The sequence below is a fragment of the Methylibium sp. genome (assembly GCF_035762065.1).
In the GTDB taxonomy this organism is placed as follows: Bacteria; Pseudomonadota; Gammaproteobacteria; order Burkholderiales; family Burkholderiaceae_C; genus Methylibium.
On the sequence record NZ_DASTPW010000010.1, the window covers coordinates 58,736 to 78,075 of the forward strand.

At 71.6% G+C, this 19,340-nt stretch carries 15 protein-coding genes and 2 tRNA genes; 10 read left to right on the forward strand and 7 right to left on the reverse strand.

The genetic code is table 11. The features are described from left to right. Positions 1 to 39 precede the first annotated feature (39 nt). The 3 genes from VFR90_RS03620 to VFR90_RS03630 form a co-directional block, all read right to left on the reverse strand. A complete protein-coding gene (locus VFR90_RS03620; protein WP_326404647.1) occupies positions 40 to 1,470 on the reverse strand; it encodes an oligosaccharide flippase family protein in 1,431 nt (476 codons plus the stop codon). A gap of 105 nt (positions 1,471 to 1,575) precedes the next feature. Then, a tRNA-Arg gene (locus VFR90_RS03625) sits at positions 1,576 to 1,650 on the reverse strand. Positions 1,651 to 1,743: 93 nt separating this feature from the next. Beyond that, on the reverse strand, positions 1,744 to 3,369 hold the full coding sequence (locus VFR90_RS03630; RefSeq protein WP_326404649.1) for an ABC transporter permease: 1,626 nt from the start codon (positions 3,367 to 3,369) through the stop codon (positions 1,744 to 1,746). A 95-nt stretch (positions 3,370 to 3,464) separates the two neighbouring features. Here VFR90_RS03630 and VFR90_RS03635 point away from each other — a divergent pair, with 95 nt between their 5' ends. From VFR90_RS03635 to rocF, 5 genes are all read left to right on the forward strand, one after another. Then, entirely contained in the window at positions 3,465 to 4,586 is a 1,122-nt protein-coding gene (locus tag VFR90_RS03635; RefSeq protein WP_326404650.1) for an ABC transporter ATP-binding protein, read from the forward strand. A 99-nt stretch (positions 4,587 to 4,685) separates the two neighbouring features. Further along, a complete protein-coding gene (locus VFR90_RS03640; protein WP_326404651.1) occupies positions 4,686 to 6,134 on the forward strand; it encodes a S41 family peptidase in 1,449 nt (482 codons plus the stop codon). Positions 6,135 to 6,235: 101 nt separating this feature from the next. Continuing rightward, positions 6,236 to 6,985, forward strand: coding sequence for a HesA/MoeB/ThiF family protein (locus VFR90_RS03645; RefSeq protein WP_326404652.1), 750 nt, complete (start codon positions 6,236 to 6,238; stop codon positions 6,983 to 6,985). Between the two features lie 4 nt (positions 6,986 to 6,989). Beyond that, positions 6,990 to 7,901, forward strand: a complete 912-nt coding sequence (locus VFR90_RS03650) for an LOG family protein (protein ID WP_414676484.1) — start codon at positions 6,990 to 6,992, stop codon at positions 7,899 to 7,901. A 21-nt stretch (positions 7,902 to 7,922) separates the two neighbouring features. Continuing rightward, positions 7,923 to 8,852: an arginase gene (gene rocF / locus VFR90_RS03655; RefSeq protein ID WP_326404653.1), complete on the forward strand. Its 930-nt coding sequence runs from the start codon at positions 7,923 to 7,925 to the stop codon at positions 8,850 to 8,852. Between the two features lie 100 nt (positions 8,853 to 8,952). Here rocF and VFR90_RS03660 read toward each other — a convergent pair whose 3' ends face one another. Together VFR90_RS03660 and VFR90_RS03665 are read right to left on the reverse strand one after the other, a co-directional pair. Then, positions 8,953 to 11,490, reverse strand: coding sequence for a TonB-dependent siderophore receptor (locus tag VFR90_RS03660; protein WP_326404654.1), 2,538 nt, complete (start codon positions 11,488 to 11,490; stop codon positions 8,953 to 8,955). Positions 11,491 to 11,692: 202 nt separating this feature from the next. Beyond that, complete coding sequence (locus tag VFR90_RS03665) at positions 11,693 to 12,376, reverse strand: COG4648 family protein (RefSeq protein WP_326404655.1); 684 nt, start codon at positions 12,374 to 12,376, stop codon at positions 11,693 to 11,695. 91 nt (positions 12,377 to 12,467) lie between these two features. Between VFR90_RS03665 and VFR90_RS03670 the strand changes: the two genes are divergently transcribed. Genes VFR90_RS03670 through VFR90_RS03680 form a run of 3 tightly spaced genes read left to right on the forward strand, consistent with a single transcriptional unit; the run spans position 12,468 to position 16,164 of the window. Next, positions 12,468 to 13,700: a beta-ketoacyl-ACP synthase gene (locus VFR90_RS03670; RefSeq protein ID WP_326404656.1), complete on the forward strand. Its 1,233-nt coding sequence runs from the start codon at positions 12,468 to 12,470 to the stop codon at positions 13,698 to 13,700. Continuing rightward, positions 13,697 to 14,518: a beta-ketoacyl synthase chain length factor gene (locus tag VFR90_RS03675; protein WP_326404657.1), complete on the forward strand. Its 822-nt coding sequence runs from the start codon at positions 13,697 to 13,699 to the stop codon at positions 14,516 to 14,518. The genes VFR90_RS03670 and VFR90_RS03675 overlap by 4 nt, the downstream gene beginning before the upstream one ends. Continuing rightward, the gene (locus VFR90_RS03680; protein ID WP_326404658.1) at positions 14,515 to 16,164 is read left to right on the forward strand and encodes an NAD(P)/FAD-dependent oxidoreductase; all 1,650 of its coding nucleotides are present in this window, start codon (positions 14,515 to 14,517) and stop codon (positions 16,162 to 16,164) included. The genes VFR90_RS03675 and VFR90_RS03680 overlap by 4 nt, the downstream gene beginning before the upstream one ends. Positions 16,165 to 16,180: 16 nt before the next feature. Here VFR90_RS03680 and VFR90_RS03685 read toward each other — a convergent pair whose 3' ends face one another. Further along, positions 16,181 to 16,942 (reverse strand): SapC family protein, encoded by a 762-nt coding sequence (locus tag VFR90_RS03685; RefSeq protein ID WP_326404659.1) that lies wholly within the window; start codon positions 16,940 to 16,942, stop codon positions 16,181 to 16,183. Then, positions 16,939 to 18,267, reverse strand: a complete 1,329-nt coding sequence (locus VFR90_RS03690; RefSeq protein ID WP_326404660.1) for a hemolysin family protein — start codon at positions 18,265 to 18,267, stop codon at positions 16,939 to 16,941. Before VFR90_RS03690 ends, VFR90_RS03685 begins: the two co-directional genes overlap by 4 nt. 76 nt (positions 18,268 to 18,343) lie before the next feature. On the opposite strand from VFR90_RS03690, the gene VFR90_RS03695 reads away from it, so the two are divergent. Further along, complete coding sequence (locus VFR90_RS03695; RefSeq protein WP_326404661.1) at positions 18,344 to 19,165, forward strand: symmetrical bis(5'-nucleosyl)-tetraphosphatase; 822 nt, start codon at positions 18,344 to 18,346, stop codon at positions 19,163 to 19,165. Positions 19,166 to 19,186: 21 nt separating this feature from the next. Further along, positions 19,187 to 19,274: transfer RNA gene (locus VFR90_RS03700), tRNA-Ser, on the forward strand. The last annotated feature ends 66 nt before the right edge of the window (positions 19,275 to 19,340 follow it).

Consider the following 19,340-nt stretch of genomic DNA (forward strand, 5'->3'; position numbering starts at 1 on the left):
GAAGCGGGATCCGCGGCGGTCGTTGAGTGGACAACCGCTCTACCAGAAGCCGACCCATTGCGCGAGCCGGTTGCCGCCGTGCCCGAGCGCGAAGCCGAGCACCCACCAGGCCAGCATGCCGATTTCCAGCCGCCAGCGGTTCAGGCCGTGGCGCGCGTTGAGCCACAGCGTCAGCAGCACCGCCGGCAGCTCGCGCAAGGCGATGGCGACCAATCCCCAGAACAGCCCGCCGAGCGCGAGGCCGAGCGGGATCAGCGTGAAGGTGGAGACGACCCGCACCGCGTTGAGCATCGCGTGGTACTGCGGCTGGTTCAGCGCGAGGTAGACCTGGTGCGCGAGCTGGTAGCGCGCCAGCAGCAGCGACAGGGCCAGGATCGACAGGATCGGCCCGGCGTCGCGGTAGCGCTCGTCGTAGAGGATGTCGATCAGGAGCGGCCCCGTGGCGAACAGCAGGCCGGAGCCCAGCAGCATCACCGGATCGACGCGGCGGCGCGCCTTCAAGTAGATCTCGGCGAGGCGCTGCGGATCGTTGCGCGCCATCTCGCTGAAGGCCGGCAGCAGCACGTTTCCGAACAGCTTCTCCATCACCAGCACCGCGGCCGACGAAAGGCCGAAGGCCACCGAGTACAGGCCCATGTAGTGCGCGTCGGCGACGCCGGCGAGCAGCAGCCGGTCGGCGTTGAGCGCCCACACGCCGACCGCCGACGACAGGAACAGCCACTTGCCGAAATGCATCAGCTCGGAGAGCACCGTGCGGTCCCAGGCCCAGCGGTTCTTCACCTCGGGCCAGAGGCGGTGGCTCAGCACGGTGTGCAGCGTCTGGCCGATCAGGTTGGCCGCGACGATCGCCCAGATCGAGCGCGTCAGCCAGGCCAGCACGATCATCACGACGATCTGGGTGATCTGCTGGGCCAGCTCGAGCGACACGTAGCGGCGCATGTCGAGCTCGCGCACCGCGGTGTGCACGCTGGTGGAGTGGAAGCCGTGCGCGATCGAGCCGAGGCCGCTGGCGGCCAGCACCCACGGCAGCACCGGGGCCGCGTAGGTGGAGTTGGCGGGCACGAACCCCATGAGGTTCGCCGCGTACAGCAGCAAGCCGAGCAGCACCGTGACGGCGCACAGCACGAAGCCGCGCACCACCTGCACGCTCCACACGGTGTTCAGGAAGACCCGTTCCTTCGCGCGCTCGTGCCGCACGACGCTCTGGTGCAGGCCGACGTCCGACAGGTTCAAGAGCACGATCGAGACCGTCAGCACGATGGCCATCACGCCGAACATCTCGGGCACCAGCAGGCGCGTGACGACGAGGTTGGCGCCCAAGCGCAGCACGTGGCCCAAGCCCACGCTGCCGGCGGACCACAGGCTCGCGCCCATCATGCGTTTGCGCAGCGACGGCCGACGGCTCTCGACGCGGCTCGGATCGGGGGGAATGGCGGACTCCGGCTTCGCGGCTTCGGGCACTGAGGACATCGCTGGCAATTGTCGAACGCGCGCCCCGGCCGTCTCGAGTGAATAGTTCGCGCGCTGCGTCGCGCCCCCGGGAGTCGAGGGCCGGCGTGTGGAGGCGAAAGGTGTTGGCGGCCCCGACAGGAATCGAACCTGTATCTGCCCCTTAGGAGGGGGCCGTTCTATCCATTGAACTACAGGGCCCGGGCGTCGTGGCTCGACGGCGGCGCGGATTGTGCCCGAGGGCCCCCGCTGCAACCTCCGCGCAAGCCTTCGATGCGCGAGCGCGACAGCACGTCAGCGCGGGCCGCGGCGCATCGCGCGGCTGAGCAGCACCACCGGGATCAGGCCGACCGCGACGATCGCGATCGACGGCAGCGCGGCCTCGGCCAGCCGCTCGTCGCGCGCCAGCTGGTAGGCGACGACGGCCAGCGTGTCGCTGTCGAAGGGCCGCAGCACGAGCGTCGCCGGCAGCTCCTTCATCACGTCGACGAACACCAGCAGCGCCGCCACCGCGGCCGAGCGGCCGAGCAGCGGCGCGTGCACGCCGAAGAACAGCCGCGCCGGCCCGGCGCCGAGCATGCGCGCGCTGTCGTCGAGGCTCGCCGGGATGCGCGCGTAGCCCGCCTCGACCGACTGCAGCGCGACCGCGCTGAAGCGCACCAGGTAGGCGTAGATCAGTCCGGCGACGCTGCCGGTGGCCGCGAGCGTGACCGTGTTCGCGAGCAGCGAGCCCGGCGCCGCCGCCTGCACCCAGCCGAGCGGCAGCAGCAGGCCGACCGCGATCACGCCGCCGGGCACCGCGTAGCCGAGCGAGACCAGCCGCGCCAGCGGCCGCGCGAGCCCACCGGCGCGCTGGCGCAGCACGAAGCCGAGCAGCCCGGCGATCGCGACCGCGGCGGCGGCGGCGAGGAGCGCGAGCTTCAGGCTCGTCCAGGCCCAGCCGCCGAAGCGCGCCCACGGCAGGCCGAATTCGCCGTGCAGCGCCTCCCGCCAGACGCCCTGCAGCAGCACCGCGACCGGCAGCACGAAGCCCAGCAGCACCGGAAGCGCGCACAGCGCGAAGGCCAGCGCGGCGCGCCGGCCGCGCAGCGCGACCGGCCGGCCTTCGCGCGCGTCCGGGCGCAGGCGGCCCGCCGCGAAGCGCAGCCGCGCCTGTGCGCGCCGCTCGGCCCACAGCACGATCGCGACCACCGCCAGCAGCACCGTCGCGAGCTGCGCCGCGGCGATGCGGTCGTCCATCGCGAGCCAGGCCTTGTAGATGCCGGTGGTGAAGGTCTGAAGGCCGAAGTAGGCGCCGACGCCGTAGTCGGCCAGCGTCTCCATCAAGGCGAGCGCGACGCCGGCGGCGAGCGCCGGCCGCGCCAGCGGCAGCGCAACCCGCACGATGCGCTGGCCCAGCCCCGAGCCAAGCAGCCGCGCCGCTTCCATCAGGTGCACGCCGCGCTCGACCAGCGCCGCGCGCGTCAAGAGGTAGACGTAGGGATAGAGCGCCAGCGTGAACAGCACGATGGCGCCGGGCAGGCTGCGCACGTCGGGCCAGAGGGCGCCGCTCGCGCCGCTCCAGCTGCGCAGCCAGGTCTGGGCCGCGCCGCTGTACTGGAGGAAGTCGGTCGCCGCGTAGGCGAGCACGTAGGCCGGCATCGCCAGCGGCAGCAGCAGCGCCCATTCGAAGACGCGGCGGCCCGGAAAGTCGAACAGCGTCACCGCGACCGCGGTCGCGCCGCCGACCAGCGCCACGCCGGCGGCCACGCCGAGCGCCAACCCGGCCGAGCCGAGCAGGTAGCCGGGCAGCACGGTGTCGAGCTGGTGCCGCAGCGTCGCGAGGCCGTTCGCCGAGGGCTCGAACCAGGCGCCGATGACGCCGAGCATCGGCAGCGCCAGCGCCGTGCAGACGACGACCGTCCACCGGCGCGCATTCATGCCTGCCGTGGCCGACGAGCCGCCGGGGCCCGCCACGCGGCCCGGTTGGCAATGCGAATGCCTGTCATTTGAAGTCCGCTGATTATCATCGGCCGATGCTGTTGAGCCTCGACCAAGCTTCGATCGCCTACCCCGCGGCGGCCGGCTCGGAGTCGGGCTCCGAGCCGGAAAAGGCAGGTCCGCGGCGCGCGGTGGACGCGGTGTCCTTCGGGCTGGCGGCCGGCGACATCGGCGTGCTGATCGGGCCCTCGGGCTGCGGCAAGACCTCGCTGCTGCGGGCGGTCGCCGGGCTCGAGCCGCTCGCCGGCGGACGCATCACGCTCGGCGATCAGGTGCTGAGCGACGCGGCCGGCGGCCGGATGCTCGCGCCCGAGCAGCGGCGCATCGGCATGGTGTTCCAGGACTACGCGCTGTTCCCGCACCTGAGCGTCGCGCAGAACGTCGGTTTCGGGCTCGCGAAGCAGCCCCGCGCGGCGCGCGAGGCGCGGGTCGCCGAGCTGCTGGAACTGGTCGGCCTGGCCGGTGCCGGCGCGCGGGCGCCGCATCAGCTTTCCGGCGGCCAGCAGCAGCGCGTCGCGCTGGCCCGCGCGCTGGCGCCGTCGCCGCGGCTGCTGCTGCTGGACGAGCCTTTTTCCAGCCTCGACGTCGATCTGCGCGAGCGGCTCGCGCAGGAGCTTCGCGCGATCCTGAAGCGCTCGGGCACCACCGCCCTGTTCGTCACGCACGACCAGCTCGAAGCCTTCGCGCTCGGCGACGTCATCGGCGTGATGCACCGCGGCCGCCTCGAGCAGTGGGACGCGGCCTACCAGCTCTACCACCGGCCGGCCACCCGCTTCGTCGCCGACTTCATCGGGCACGGCGTGTTCGCGCCGGCGCGCATCGTCGGCGGCAGCGGCGGCGCGCCGCGCGTGCTGACACCGCTGGGCGAACTGCTCGACCGCGGCGAATGCCCCCTGCCCTCGGCCTACCCGGCGGGCGAGTGCGAGGTGCTGCTGCGCGCCGACGACATCGTTCACGACGACGCCAGCCCGGTGAAAGCACGCATCGAGCGCAAGGCCTTTCGCGGCGCCGAGTTTCTTTACACGCTGCAGCTGGCCAGTGGCGAGCGCGTGCTGGCCCACGTGCCCTCCCACCACGACCACCAGATCGGCGAGTGGATCGGCATCCGCGCCGAAGTCGATCACGTCGTGACCTTCCCGCGCACGAGCGCCGTTTGACGCAACTTTCCGGGAAGAACGCGACTCCGAGCCGCGGAGCCCGGTCCTATACTGGGCTGCGACTTTTTTAAGCAACTCCCTAGGGAAAGCGGTCATTCGATGGGTACCAAGACCAAGGTCGTCGGCTGGGTCACTCTGGGCGCCGTCGCCGGCGCGCTCGCGACGATGCAGCTGACCGCGATCGCGCGCAGTTCCACCGCGGCGCTCCCGCTCGAAGAGCTGCAGCAGCTCGCCGCCGTCTTCGGCATGGTCAAGAGCGACTACGTCGAGCCGGTCGACGAGAAAAAGCTGATCACCGACGCGATCGGCGGCATGGTCGCCGGGCTCGACCCCCACAGCCAGTACTTCGACAAGAAGACCTTCAAGGAATTTCGCGAAGGCACCTCCGGTCGCTTCGTCGGCGTCGGCATCGAGATCGGCATGGAGGACGGCCTGGTGAAGGTGGTGAGTCCGATCGAAGGCTCGCCGGCCTTCCGCGCCGGCCTGAAGAGCGGCGATCTCATCACCAAGATCGACGACACCTTCGTCAAGGGCCTGACGATGGACCAGGCCGTCAAGCGCATGCGCGGCGAGCCGAACACCAAGGTGCTGCTCAACATCTTCCGCAAGGCCGAGAGCCGCAGCTTCCCGGTGACGATCACCCGCGAGGAGATCCGCATGCAGAGCGTGCGGGCCAAGATGGTCGAGCCGGGCTACGCCTGGCTGCGCGTGAGCCAGTTCCAGGATCGCACCGTCGACGACTTCATCACCAAGGTCAACGATCTCTACAAGCAGGACGCCAACCTGAAGGGCATCGTGCTCGACCTTCGCAACGACCCGGGCGGCCTGCTCGAGGCCTCGGTCGCGATCTCGGCTGCCTTCCTGCCGAAGGACGTGACCGTGGTGTCGACCAACGGGCAGATTGCCGAGTCGAGGGCGACCTTCAAGGCCAACCCGGAGTTCTACGCCCGCCGTGGCAGCGACCCGCTGAAGAAGCTGCCGGACGCGCTGAAGACCGTGCCGCTGGTGGTGCTGGTCAACGAAGGCTCGGCCTCCGCCAGCGAGATCGTCGCCGGCGCGCTGCAGGACCACAAGCGCGCCACCATCATGGGCAGCCAGACCTTCGGCAAGGGCTCGGTGCAGACGGTGCGCCAGCTCTCGGCCGACACCGCGCTCAAGATCACCACCGCGCGCTACTACACGCCGAGCGGCCGCTCGATCCAGGCCAGCGGCGTCGTGCCCGACGTGTGGCTCGACGAAACCGCCGAGGGCAACGTCTACGCCGCCCTGCGCACCCGCGAGGCCGATCTGGAGAAGCACATCTCCAGCGGCCAGGGCGCCGAGGTCAAGGACCCGGCGCGCGAGAAGGCGCGCGAGGAGGCGATGAAGAAGCTCGAGGAGCTGAACAAGTCCACCGACAAGGACAAGACGCCGAAGCCGCTGCCCGAATTCGGCAGCGCCGAGGACTTCCCGCTGCAGCAGGCACTGAACCGCCTGAAGGGCAAGACGGTGCTGGCCTCCAAGACGCAGACCGAGCGCAAGCCGGAAGAGATGTCGAAGGTGAACTGAGCCTCGCCCGACGGCACCGCGGCCCGGCGGGCAGTCCGTCGGGCCACACCCCAAGCCCGCCGCCCGGCGGGCTTTTTCTTGCCCGAACTTATGCTCGCCGCATGAACGACGACCAGCTGCTGCGCTACAGCCGACACATCCTGCTGGACGAGATCGGCATCGACGGCCAGCAGCGGCTGCTCGACGCGCATGCGCTCGTGATCGGTGCCGGCGGCCTCGGCGCGCCGGCACTGCTGTACCTGGCCACCGCCGGCGTCGGCCGCATCACCGTCGTCGACCACGACACAGTGGACCTGACCAATCTGCAGCGCCAGGTCGTCCATCAGCAGTCCGAAATCGGCGCGCCGAAGGCCGAGTCGGCCGCGCGCCGGCTGGCAGCGATCAACCCCGGGGTCCACATCGAAGCGCGCGTCGAGCGCGCCGATGCCCCGCGGCTGGCGGCATGGGTCGCCGAGGCCGACGTGGTGCTCGACTGCAGCGACAACTTCGCGACCCGGCATGCGGTCAACCGCGCCTGCTTCGCGCACCGCAAGCCGCTGGTGGCCGGCGCCGCGATCCGCTTCGACGCGCAGATGTCCGTCTACGACCCTCGCGACCCCGCGAGCCCCTGCTGGGCCTGCCTGTTCCCCGAGGACGCCGGCTTCGAGGACGTCGCCTGCTCGACGATGGGCGTGCTCGCGCCGCTGGTCGGCATCGTCGGCAGCATGCAGGCCGCCGAGGCGCTGAAGCTCTTGGTCGGCAGCGGCCGCTCGCTGGCCGGCCGTTTGCAGATGCTCGACGCGCGCACGATGGAATGGACCGAGATCCGCGTCGCGCGCCGCGGCGACTGCCCCGTGTGCACCGAACGATGAACCCATGAAGAACGCCGCCGACATGTCCGACGCCAAGCCCTCGCTGCACGCGCGCAACTTTCCGACCGCCGAGGAAGACGCGGTCGTCGCCGCCTCGCGCTACGCCGGCCCTGGCAGCGCCTACCGCCTCGCCTTCGACGACAAGGACTTCCTGCTGCGCGACGAGTTGCGCCCGGTGCGCATGCAGCTTGAGCTGCTCAAGCCCGAGCTCGTGCAACGCGAGCACGGCATCGACGCGACCGTCGTCGTCTTCGGCAGCGCCCGCGTCGTCGCGCACGACGTCGCCACCGCCGCGGTCGCCGCCGCGCGTGACGGGGGCGACGCCGATGCGCTCAAGCGCGCCGAGATGCAGCTCGCGATGAGCCGCTACTACGAGGAGGCGCGTCGCTTCGGCGGCATCGTCACCGCGCAGGCGAAGCGGATGAAGGACCCGATCGCGGTGGTCACCGGCGGCGGGCCGGGCGTCATGGAAGCCGGCAACCGCGGCGCCTTTGAAGCCGGCGGACCGAGCATCGGTTTGAACATCGTGCTGCCGCACGAGCAGGCGCCGAACGACTACATCACGCCCGAGCTGTGCTTCCAGTTCCACTACTTCGCGCTGCGCAAGATGCATTTCCTGATGCGCGCGATCGCCATCGTCGCCTTCCCCGGCGGCTTCGGCACGCTCGACGAACTGTTCGAGGCGCTCACGCTGATGCAGACCGGCAAGATCCGGCGCCGCCCGGTGCTGCTGTTCGGCCGCGAGTTCTGGACGCGCCTGGTCGACTTCGACGCGCTGGTCGCGACCGGCATGATCTCCACGCCCGACCTCGACCTGTTCCGCTTCGTCGAGACCGCCGACGAAGCCTGGCGCCTGATCGAAGGCCACTACCGGCTCGATGCCACCGCCAACGGCGCCGCGGCCGAAGACCTCTAGCAGTACCTGCACAGGACCGCCATGAGCCTCAGCTCCGCCAAGCCCCGCGTTAGCCTGATCGGCGCGCCCACCGATGTCGGGGCCGGCGCCCGCGGCGCGTCGATGGGCCCCGAGGCGCTGCGCGTCGCCGGCCTGCAGGCGACGCTCGAAGGCCACGGCCTGGAAGTCGTGGATCGCGGCAACCTCGCCGGCCCGGCCAATCCCTGGCAGGCGCCGGCCGAAGGCTATCGGCACCTGGCCGAGGTCGTCGCATGGAACCATGCGGTGCACGGCGCGGTGCACGCCGAGTTGCAGGACGGCCGGCTGCCGATCCTCCTCGGCGGTGACCACTGCCTCGCGATCGGCAGCATCAGCGCGGTCGCGCGCCACTGCCGCGAGGCGGGCAGGAAGCTGCGCGTGCTCTGGCTCGACGCGCATGCCGACTTCAACACCAACCTGCTAACGCCCAGCGGCAACGTGCACGGCATGCCGGTCGCGTGCCTGTGCGGCAACGGGCCGCAGCCGCTGATCGAGATCGGCGGCCAGGTGCCGGCGATCAGCCCGAAGTGGGTCCGCCAGATCGGCATCCGCAGCGTCGACCCCGGCGAGAAGCGCCTGGTGCACGACGCCGACCTCGAAGTCTTCGACATGCGCTACATCGACGAGATGGGCATGCGCCACACGATGGAGCTCGCGCTCGCGACGCTGGACGCGAACACCCATCTGCACGTGAGCTTCGACGTCGATTTCCTCGACCCGCCCATCGCTCCGGGCGTCGGCACCACCGTCAACGGCGGGCCGACCTACCGCGAGGCGCAGCTGTGCATGGAGATGATCGCGGACACCGGCCGCCTCGCCTCGCTCGACGTGATGGAGCTGAACCCCGCCTTCGACGTGCGGAACGCGACCGCGTTGCTGGCGGTCGATCTCGTCGAGAGCCTGTTCGGCAAGAGCACGCTGATGCGCAAGTAGCCGCGGGCGCTCGCTTGCCGGCCCTCTCGGGCAAGGACGCTCTGCCGGTTCGCTTGATCGCGAGAAGGGCCGGTGGGGCGCGGACCGGGGCCGCGGTCGCTCAGAACTTCGAGCGAAGGCTCACGCCGAACGAGCGCTCGCGGCCCAGCGGCAGGAAGGCGCCCGAGCCGTAGCTGCCGTACAGGCGCCGGTCGGCGACGTTGACGATCGACAAGCCGAGCGCGTGACGCCCGAAGTCGCTGCTCCAGGAAAGATCCCAGGACGCACTGCCCGGCAGCTCGATCGGGCCATTCAGCAGACCGCTCTCGCCGGCTTCGGCAAGGGTTCGTCGCGATTGGGCGACCAGCGCCAGGCCGAGCTGAGACGCCGGTGCGATCCAGGCCGGCAGGCGCACGTCCGCCAGCAACCGCGCCGCACGCCGGGGCGAGCCGACGCCGGAGTAGAACTGGACGCGGTCGTTCGCGTCCCACAGCCCGCGGTCGTAGCGCCCGCCCCCATAGCGGCTGAACTCCAGGCCGGCGCTGACTTCGAGCCAGGGTGCGACGCGCCCGGCGTACTCCAGCTCGACGCCACCGGCCGAACGCGGTGGAGGGATGTCCGTGCCGCTCGCATACATCGGCGCCTCGCCGCGGTCGGCCAGGCGGAACCACTCGACCGTGAACAAGGCTCGGCGCTCGGCAAGCGCGAGCTTCAGCCCCGTCTGGTGCTGCTGCTGTCGGTAGCGCGAGGTCGCGCCTTCGCCTGCGGCCGTCAAGCTGCTGGCTTCGAAGTTGCGCTGTTGGCCCGCATACAGCGTCAACGCCGGGGTGGCCTTCCATGCCAGCCCCAAGTCCCACAGCGTCGAAGGTGGCACGCCACTGGTCTCCAGCGGCACGTCGTCCGCTCTGGAGGAGAAGTGGTACTGGCCCCGACGCAGCGAAACGCGGCCACGCCAGGCGCCCCATTCGAGCTGGTCCTGCACCAGCCATGCGTACTGCTGGCCGCGCGAGTGGATGACTTGCTGGAACGGCTCATTGGCCTCGCCCTCGCTCAGCGGCGTGAGGCCGGGCTGGAACCCGTCACACGCGCAGAACCACCAGCTCTCGAACCGCTTGGGCCGCCGCTCGCGCCACGTCCCGCCGTCGATCGCGAACAGCAGTTCGTGCGCCACTTCGCCGGTATCGGCGCGGCCGATCAGGTTGAGCTGTGCGCCGTGCAGGCTCAACCGCTGCGCGAAGGTGCCACGCTGAACCAGCGTGCGGCCCGGCAGGTAGGCGACCAGATGCTGCTCGCCTTCGCCGCGCAGGCTCTCGAGGCGCCACAGCAGGCGCATGCGCCAATCGTCGGCGAGTCGAAGGCGCAGGTCGACATCGGCGAGCGTCGCTCGTACGGCGCGGCCGTCGCCAGGCGCCACCGGCCGCGCGCGCCCCGCCACGATCTGCCCCGGCAGCGGGGTTTCGACGCTGTCGCCCGGCGCGGCGACGACACGCGTCGACGGCGGGGGCGCGTCGCGGCGGTGGTCGCTCAGCAGGCTCATCAGCACCTCGGCGTCGCCGGCTCGCCAGCGCAGTGCGCCGAGCAGGCCGCTCGCATGCACCGGTTCGTAGCCGCCGTCGGTGCTGCCGCTGCGTTTGCCGTATGCCACGAGCCGCCAATCGGCGGCGCCACCGGGCGCGGATTCGAGGTCGGTGATGGAGGTGAGGGTGCCGCCGTCGCGCGTGTCGAACGCGGTGCGCTGCATGCTGCCGGTGCCGGCACCGGGGCGCTTCAACTCCAAGTTCGCAAGGCCGCCACGGCCGTTGGAGTCGGCCGCGCCGGCGACCGTGCCGTTCGGGCCCTTGGCCACCTCGATGCGCTCGATGAACGCGCTCTCGAGCATGTTGGCGCTGCGCAGCGTGCGCATGCCCGAGATCTTGGGCTGGGCTGACAAGCCTCGAACCGTGACCGGCGCATCGACGTAGAACGCGCCGCCGACGTTCGTCGGCTCGCCCGCGCCAGCGACGAAACGCAAGGCCTCGGCGGCCGTCGGCTCGCGCTGCAGCAACAACGAATCGCGCGTCAGCACCGAGACCGCCTGGGGCAGATCGACCAGCGCGGTCTGGGTGCGCGTGACCGATTGCCCGTACGAGGCACCCAGCCCCCCGTCGTCTTGCCGGCGTACGGCGTGCATCACGACCCGGTCGAGCAGCAGCATGGCCCGCGGATCGCCGGGCGGCGGCTCGCCCGGTGCAGGGCTCGGCGCCGAGTCCCCCGGGGCCAGCGGCCACAAGGGCGCAGACGCGTCGCGATCCGGCTCGCTCGCGACGATGACCAGGGTGTCGCCGGGCGCCTCGCTGCGCGCTTCGAGCGCCGTGCCACGCAGCGTCTGCTCCAACGCATCGGCGAGGCTCAGCGAGCCGGCGAGTGCCGGTGCGCGCAAGTCGCGCACCAGCGCCGGCGAGAAGCCGAGCACGACGCCGTAGCGCGCGCCGATCTCGATCAGCGTGCGCGCGAGCGGCTGGGCCGGCAGATCGAGCGTGAGGGCGCGCGCCGACACCGCAGCCTGCGCCGCAGGAGGCGGCTTCTGCGCCAGCGCAACCGGGGGCAGCGCCGCCGCGGCCAGCAGGTTGGCGAGCCGCAGGGTGCGGATCGTCGCGGCAACGGTTTGGCGTTTCGGCATGGAGCGTCGCGCGATCTTCTTCGGCCCGCGCGCTGTCGCGACGTGGCAAGTCCTGGACGCCTGTGTCTTCGGCCGATCAGCGATGGGCTTGAGGGCCCGGAGCGCACGGTGCAGAGCGTGCTTCACGATCCACCGACAGGCCGCGACCGTCGTCTGGCGGCAGCGGCAGCGCAGCGGACCGCTCGAACCGCCTGGGCCGCCGTCAAGGTTCGCGCTGGGTGGTGCCGTCGGCGCGGCTGTGCGCGCGAAACGCCCGCACCCCGTCGATCAGCCGCGAGTGGTCGATGCCGCGCAGCACGATGCGTCGCACGACGTACTCGCCGACGAACAGCAGCGCGACCAGCGGCATCGTCGCCAGGTTCGCGAACGCCGACCACCAGGGGAGCGGCGCGGCGACGAACAGCAGCACCGAGGTCGCGGCGATCGCGACGAAGGCCGCGGCCCACATCTGCGTGACCCGACGGGTGTAGTGCTCAACGCCGTCGGGCAGCACCCCGCCGCGCACGTGGCGCGCGAGGCGCGTGATCAGCGGCCCGCGTGCATCGCGCAGCGAGAGCCCGAACAGCGAGGCAAGCGCGAGGTTGAAGCCCGCATGCTCCGCGACGTAGAGCACCGCGCCGTGCGCCATCAGCCAGCTATGCGCCGCCGCGACCCCGGCGACGATCAGCGCCGCAGCGAGCAGCCCCGCCACGCGGCCGAAGCGGTACGCGACCGCGCCGATCAGCGTCGCGGAGCCGGGCGCGAGCATCAGCCAGGGCGTCCACGCGGAGCCGACCTCGATCGCGTGGTGGCAGGCGAGCAGGTAGAGCGCCGTCGCGACGACGCCCAGCAGCGCGGTCGCGGCGGCGCGGCGGTCGATGGGTGGGGAGGCGGCGGAAGCGTGCATCGGTGAGCGCGGGTATCGCCGCGGCAGGCCGGGCGCGGACGGTATCTTCGCAGCCCCGATGGCCGACCTCGCCGCACCCCCCTGCCCCGCCGTGCGCCCGATCACGCCGATCGTGCTGCGTGCATGGACCGCGACCACCTGCGCCGGCGCCGGCCGCGCGGCCTTGCTGGACGCGCTGCGCGACGGCCGCAGCGGCCTGCGGCCGAACGACTTCAGCCGCACGCCGATCGCGGCGTTCATCGGGCGCATCGAAGGCGTCGAGGACGCGCCGCTGCCGGGCGGGCTCGCGCGCTGGGACTGCCGCAACAACCGCCTCGCCTGGCTCGCGCTGCAGCAGGACGGCTTCCTCGACGCGGCCCGTGCGGCGATCGCGCGCCACGGCCCCGGGCGCGTCGCGGTGCTGATCGGCACCAGCACCTCGAGCATCGGCGCGAGCGAGGAGGCCTATGCGCGGCTCGCGCCCGATGGCGGCTTCCCGCCCGACCTGCAGCGGCCCGAGGTGCACACGCCGCATTCGCTCGGCGGCTTCGTGCGCGAAGCCCTCGGCGCGCGCGGCCCCTGCTGCACCGTCGCGACGGCCTGCTCGTCGAGCGCCAAGGTGTTCGCGCAGGCCGAGCGGCTGCTGCGGCTCGGGCTGGTCGATGCGGCGGTCGTCGGCGGCGTGGACAGCCTGTGCCAGAGCATCCTCTACGGCTTCCACGCGCTGCAGCTCGTCGCGCCCGAACGCTGCCGGCCTTTCGATGCGCGGCGCCAGGGCATCAGCCTGGCCGAAGCCGGTGGCTACGCGCTGCTCGAACGCGCGGGCGCGGACGACGAGGCCCGGTCCCTGCTGATCGGCTGGGGCGAGTCGTCCGACGCGCATCACATGGCCGCGCCGCATCCGGAGGGCCGCGGCGCCGAACGCGCGGCACTCGATGCGCTGGCGCGCGCCGGGCTCGACGCCGGCTCGATCGACTACCTGAACCTGCACGGCACCGCGACGCCGAAGAACGACGCGACGGAGGCGGCGATGGTCGCGCGCCACTTCGCGGCGCCGACGCGGGCGAGCTCGACCAAGGGGCTCACCGGCCACACGCTCGGCGCGGCCGGCATCGTCGAAGCCGTGATCACGCTGCTCGCGCTCGAACACGGCTTCGTTCCTGGCAGCACGGGGCTCGACGCGGCCGATGCCGAGCTGCCCGAGGCCTTCCGCGCGCTGCTCGCCCCTGCGCCGCAAGCCCGCCCTTTGCGCGTCGCGCTCAGCCATTCCTTCGGCTTCGGCGGCAGCAACGCGGTGCTCGCGTTCGCGAAGGACCGTGCCGCGCTCGAAGGAGCGCGCCGATGAGCGCCGGCGCGATCGACCTCGGCGTGCTGGGCGTCGGCCTCTGGGCCGAGGGCCTGCCCGGCTGGGCCGCCGCGCGCACGGTGCTGCGCGGCGACGCCGGCTGGCCGCTTGCGATGCCGGGTCCGGCGCCGATGACGCTGCTCGCGACAGCCGAGCGGCGCCGCGCGTCGGCCTCGGTACGCGTCGCGATCGCGGTCGCGGAGGAGGCCTGTGCGCAGGCGGGCATCGAGGCTTCGACGCTGCTCTCCGTCTTCGCCTCCACCCACGGGGAGCTGGGCCTGACCGACGAGATCTGCCGCACGCTGGCTGCGCAGCCGGAGGCGATGTCGCCGACGCGCTTCCACAACTCGGTGCACAACGCGGCCTCGGGCTACTGGACGATCGGCGCCGGCTGCACCGAAGCCTCGACCGCGATCAGCGCTTGGCAGCACAGCTTCGCCGCGGGGCTGCTGGAAGCCGGCGTGCAGGCGGCGAGCGAGCAGCGGCCGGTGCTGTTCGTCGCCTACGACGCGCAGGCCTCCGGCCCGCTCGCGAGCATGGCGATCAGCGGCTCGAGCTTTGGCGCGGCGCTCGTGCTTGCACCGTTCGCGACGCGCGGGCCGCGGCTTGGGTTGCGGCTCGACGCGGCCGGGCCGGCGCCGCAGGCGCCGCCCTGGCCGATCGACAATCCGCTCGCACCCTGCCTGCCGCTGTTCGCGGCGCTCGCCCGCGAAACCCCGGCTTCGCTCGGCTTCCCGCTCGCGTCCGGCATGGGGCTCACTGCTAGCATCTTCGGCCCCGACGAAGGCTTGCGCGGGATTCAGGAGTACCCACGATGACCCTTTCTTCGAGCCACGCGGCGCGCGCCGACGTACTGATCCTCGGCGGCGGCCTCGCCGGCCTGACGCTCGCGCTGCAGCTGCGCCAGTCGATGCCCGATCTGGACGTGCGCATCGTCGAACGGCGCGAGCACCCGGTGCCGGTCGCGGCGCACAAGATCGGCGAATCCAGCGTCGAGATCGGCGCCCACTACTTCGCCGAGACGCTCGGCCTGAAGGCCCACCTGGACAGCGCGCACCTGCGCAAGTTCGGCTTCCGCTTCTTCTTCAGCGAAGGCCACGAGCACCTGGGCGGCGCGACCGAACTCGGCGCCAGCCGCTTCCTCACGACCCCGAGCTGGCAGATCGACCGCGGCCTGTTCGAGAACTTCCTGGCCGAAGAGGCGCAGCGCCGCGGCGTGGGCTTCGAGGACGGCGCGACGGTGAAGACGATCGACCTCGATGCCGAGGGCGACCACCAGGTCACCGTCGCCTCGAAGTCGGGCGACGAGCGCACGCTGCATGCGCGCTGGCTCGTCGATGCCGCCGGCCGCGCCGGGCTGCTGAAGAAGAAGCTCGGCCTCGCCGAAGCGAACGGCCACGACGCGAACGCGGTGTGGTTCCGAATCGATGCGCGGCTCGACGTCGACAACTGGGTCGAGGACCCGGCCTGGCGCGCGCGCTGCTCGCCGGCCGCGCGCTGGCTGTCCACCAACCACCTGTGCGGGCCGGGGTACTGGCTCTGGCTGATCCCGCTCGGCTCGGGCGCGCATTCGGTGGGCATCGTCTGCGACGCGAAGATGCATCCGCTCGAGACCATGAACACCTACGACCGCGCGATGCAGTGGATCGCGCAGTACCAGCCCTGCGTGCATGAAGTGCTCGAAGCGCATCGCGACAAGCTGATGGACTTCGCGTTCTTCAAGAACTACTCGTACGGCTGCAAGCAGTTGCTGTCGTCCGAGCGCTGGGCGCTGACCGGCGACGCCGGCCGCTTCCTCGACCCCTTCTATTCGCCGGGCTCGGACTTCATCGCCATCGCGAACACCTACATCACCGAACTCGTCGCGCAGGATCGCGCGGGCAAACCCACGCGGACCAACGCACGCTTCTACGACGAGATGCTGCGCTCGCTCTACGACAGCTCGCTCGCGCTGTACCGCGACCAGTACCCGCTGTTCGGCAACCCGCGCGTGATGCCGGTGAAGGTGTTGTGGGACTACACCTACTACTGGGGCGTGATGTGCCCGCTGTTCTTCCAGCAGCGGCTGACCGACCGCGCCGCGCTGGCCGACCTGCGCGAGCCGCTGATGCGCGCACGTCGCGTCAACGATGCGATGCAGGGCTTCCTGCGCGCCTGGGGCGAGCAGACGATGCCGCCGGCCACCGCGCCGGCCCGCGAGCCGCGGCCGACCGCGCCGATGCTCGACCAGGCCAGCCTGCCGTGGTTCGCCGAGCTCAACCGGGGCCTGCGCGACGCGCTCGACGACCAAGCCTTCCGCGCGCGCATCCGCGCGAACGTCGAGCTGCTCGAGAAGCTCGCCGCCGAGATCGCCTGGCGCGGCGTGCAGGACGACGCCCGACTGGCCGCCCAGCGCAGCGACGCACTGCCCGACGGCCGCCCCGGCGACCTGCTGTTCACGCTGGCCGAGCCGGCGCTGGCCTGAGACGACGCCCGGCCGGTCAGGCCGGGCCGAGGCGCGCGCCGAGCCGCTCGGTCAGGTGCTGCACGTTGGTCGTCGACATCAGGTGCGCATGCAGCAGGCCGAGCGCGCCGTTGCGGGCGAGCTCGAGCAGCGTCGCATCGGACAGCGCCTTGAGCCGGGTCTCGTCGATCACCTGCAGCCCGCCGGCGTTCAGCGCCCGGCCGTCGGCAAGCTTCACGTCGATCTGCACCGACTTCAGCAGGCCGAGCTCGACGAGCCGGCGGCACAAGCCGCGCGTGCGCTCGACTTCGGCCTCGAAGGCATCGAGAAAGCCGATCGTGTCCTTCAGATAGGGCGTGGCCTCGCCGTCGTCCTGCACCAGCAGCTCGCCTCGCGCGTCGTTCAGGCCTTCGTAGCCGGCATCGACGAGCACCGCGGCCTGGCCCTGGGCGTCGCGCGCGTAGGCGAAGGGGTAGCGGCGGATGAAGGCCGGCACGTAGCGCGCGTCCCAGCGGCCGGCGCCGTCGGGCGGCAGGAACAGGTTCTCGTTCTCGCGCAGGCCCAGCAGCGCGATCGGGCTCACTTCGAGCGGTGCGTCCGGCGGCGCGGCCGGCGAGCGGGTCTCGACGAAGCCGATCACGTACTCCTTCGAGGCTTCCGGAAACTCGCTCGCGGCGACGAAGCAGGCATGCAGCTTCGCGAAGCGCGGCGCGAGCCGCTCGCGATCGAGGCGCTTGCCCCGGTGCGCGTGCCGGTCGAGCGCGACCGGGTCGAGGTAGAGGTCGTTCGCCTGGCTCATCCGTGGGCTCCGTGGGGCGCGCTCAGGCGCGGGTTGTCGGCTTCGGGCGCACGGCTGACGAGCAGCTTGTCCACCCGCTTGCCGTCCATGTCGACCACCTCGAAGCGCCAGCCGTCCCACTCGACGACGTCGGCCGCCTGCGGCAGCCGGCCGAGCAGCAGCATCGTCATGCCGGCCAGGGTGTTGTAGCGCCCGCGGCCTTCGTCGGGCAGGCCGCGCAGGTCGAGCCGGTCCTTCAGCTCGGGCACCGGGATCAGACCGTCGATCAGCCAGGAGCCATCGGCGCGCTGCACCGCCCACGAGTCCTCGGCGGTCGGCGTGGTGAATTCGCCGGTGATGGCCTCCAGCACGTCGCGCAGCGTGATCACGCCCTGCACCTCGCCGTACTCGTCGACGACGAAGACCATCTGCGTCGTCGAGCCGCGGAACTGTTCGAGCAGTTCCATGCCGGTCAAGGTCTCGGGCACGAAGACCGAGGGCTGCAGACCTTCGGTGAGGCTCAACGGGCGCCCGCTCGTCACCTGCCGCAGCAGGTGCTGCGCGCCGACGACGCCCAGCACCTCGTCGAGCCCGCCGCGGCACACCGGGTAGCGCGAGTGCTCGTGCGCGCCGATGATCGCCAGCGCTTGCTCGACCGGCACGGTCGCGTCGAGCCAGGCGATCTCGCCGCGCGGGATCATCATCGAGCCGATCTGGCGCTCGTCGAGGCGGAAGACGTTGCGCACCATCTGGTGCTCGTGCGCCTCGATCACGCCGGCGTCGAGCCCCTCTTCCAGGCTTGCGGCGATCTCCTCTTCGGTGACGCCGCGGTTGGCCGTCTCGCGCACGCCGAGCAGGCCGAGGATGGCGTTGGTCGTGCTCGACAGCAGCTTGACGAAGGGCCGTGTCGCGAAAGAAAGGCCGCGCATCGGTCGCGCCACGAGGCGCGCGACCGTCTCCGGATAGAGCTGGCCGATGCGCTTGGGCACCAGCTCGCCGAAGATGATCGTGAGGAAGGTGATGATCACCACGACGAGAGCGAGCGAGCCGATGTCGGCCGCGCGCGGCGGCGCATCGAAGCTGTGCTTCAGCCACGCGGCCAGCGGCTGCGAGAAAGCGGCCTCGCCGACGATGCCGTTGAGCACGCCGATCGAGGTGATGCCGATCTGCACGGTGGACAGGAACTTGGTCGGCTCGTCGTGCAGTTCCATCGCGGCCCGCGCGCCGGCATCGCCGGTCTCCACCATGACCTGCAGCCGCGCCTTGCGGCTTGCGGCCAGCGCCATCTCGGACATGGCGAACACGCCGTTCAGCAGGATCAGGAAGCCGAGCAGCAGAACGTCCATGCAGGCCGCGCCGCCCTCGCGACGAGGGCGCGTGGAACACCAGGTGGGGAGGGTTTCAGCGTAGCAGAATCGACCGATGCGCTACCTCGTGGGCGACCTGCAAGGCTGCTGCGACGCCCTCGAGCGGCTGCTCGCGACGATCGATTTCTCGCCCTCGCGCGACCAGCTCGTCGCGCTCGGCGACCTCGTCAACCGCGGGCCGCGATCGCTCGCGGTGCTGCAACGGCTTTCGGGCCTTGGCGACAGCGCGACCTGCCTGCTCGGCAACCACGACCTGCACCTGATCGCGGTGGCGCACGGCGTGCGCGAGCCGGGCACGAAAGACACGCTGGGCGCGATCCTCGAGTCGCCGCAACGCGCGGCCTGGATCGACTGGCTGCGCCACCGCCGCATGGCGCTGCAGGCCGACGGCTGGCTGTGCGTGCATGCCGGCGTCGCGCCGGCCTGGGACCTGGAGCTCACGCTTCGACTGGCCCGCGAGATCGAAACGCAACTCACCGGCCCCGGCCTCGGCGACTTCCTGCACACGATGTACGGCAACGAGCCGGCGCGCTGGCGCGGAGGCCTCGAAGGCGAAGCCCGCCTGCGCTTCGCGGTCAACGCGCTGACGCGCATCCGCTTCGTCGACGAACACGGCGCGCTCGACTTCAAGGCCAAGGACGGCGCGACGAAGGCGCCGAAGGGCCTCGTGCCCTGGTTCGACGCGCCCGGGCGCAAGACCGCCGGCGTGCCGATCGCCTTCGGCCACTGGTCGACGCTCGGCCTGCTCGAGCGACCCGACCTGCTCTCGCTCGACACCGGCTGCGTCTGGGGCGGCAAGCTCACCGCGATGCGGGTGGACGAAGGCCGGCGCGAGCTGATCCAGATCGACTGCGAGCCGGCGCAACGGCCGGGTTAGCACGGCGACAATCGCCGCTCCGGAAGCGTGGCCGAGCGGTTGAAGGCACCGGTCTTGAAAACCGGCGACGGGCAACCGTCCGTGGGTTCGAATCCCACCGCTTCCGCCAGACCTTGGGTTCGTTCGACGCCGCAGGCGTTGCGCCGAAGCTCATGTCGCGCAGCGACGTGGGCGC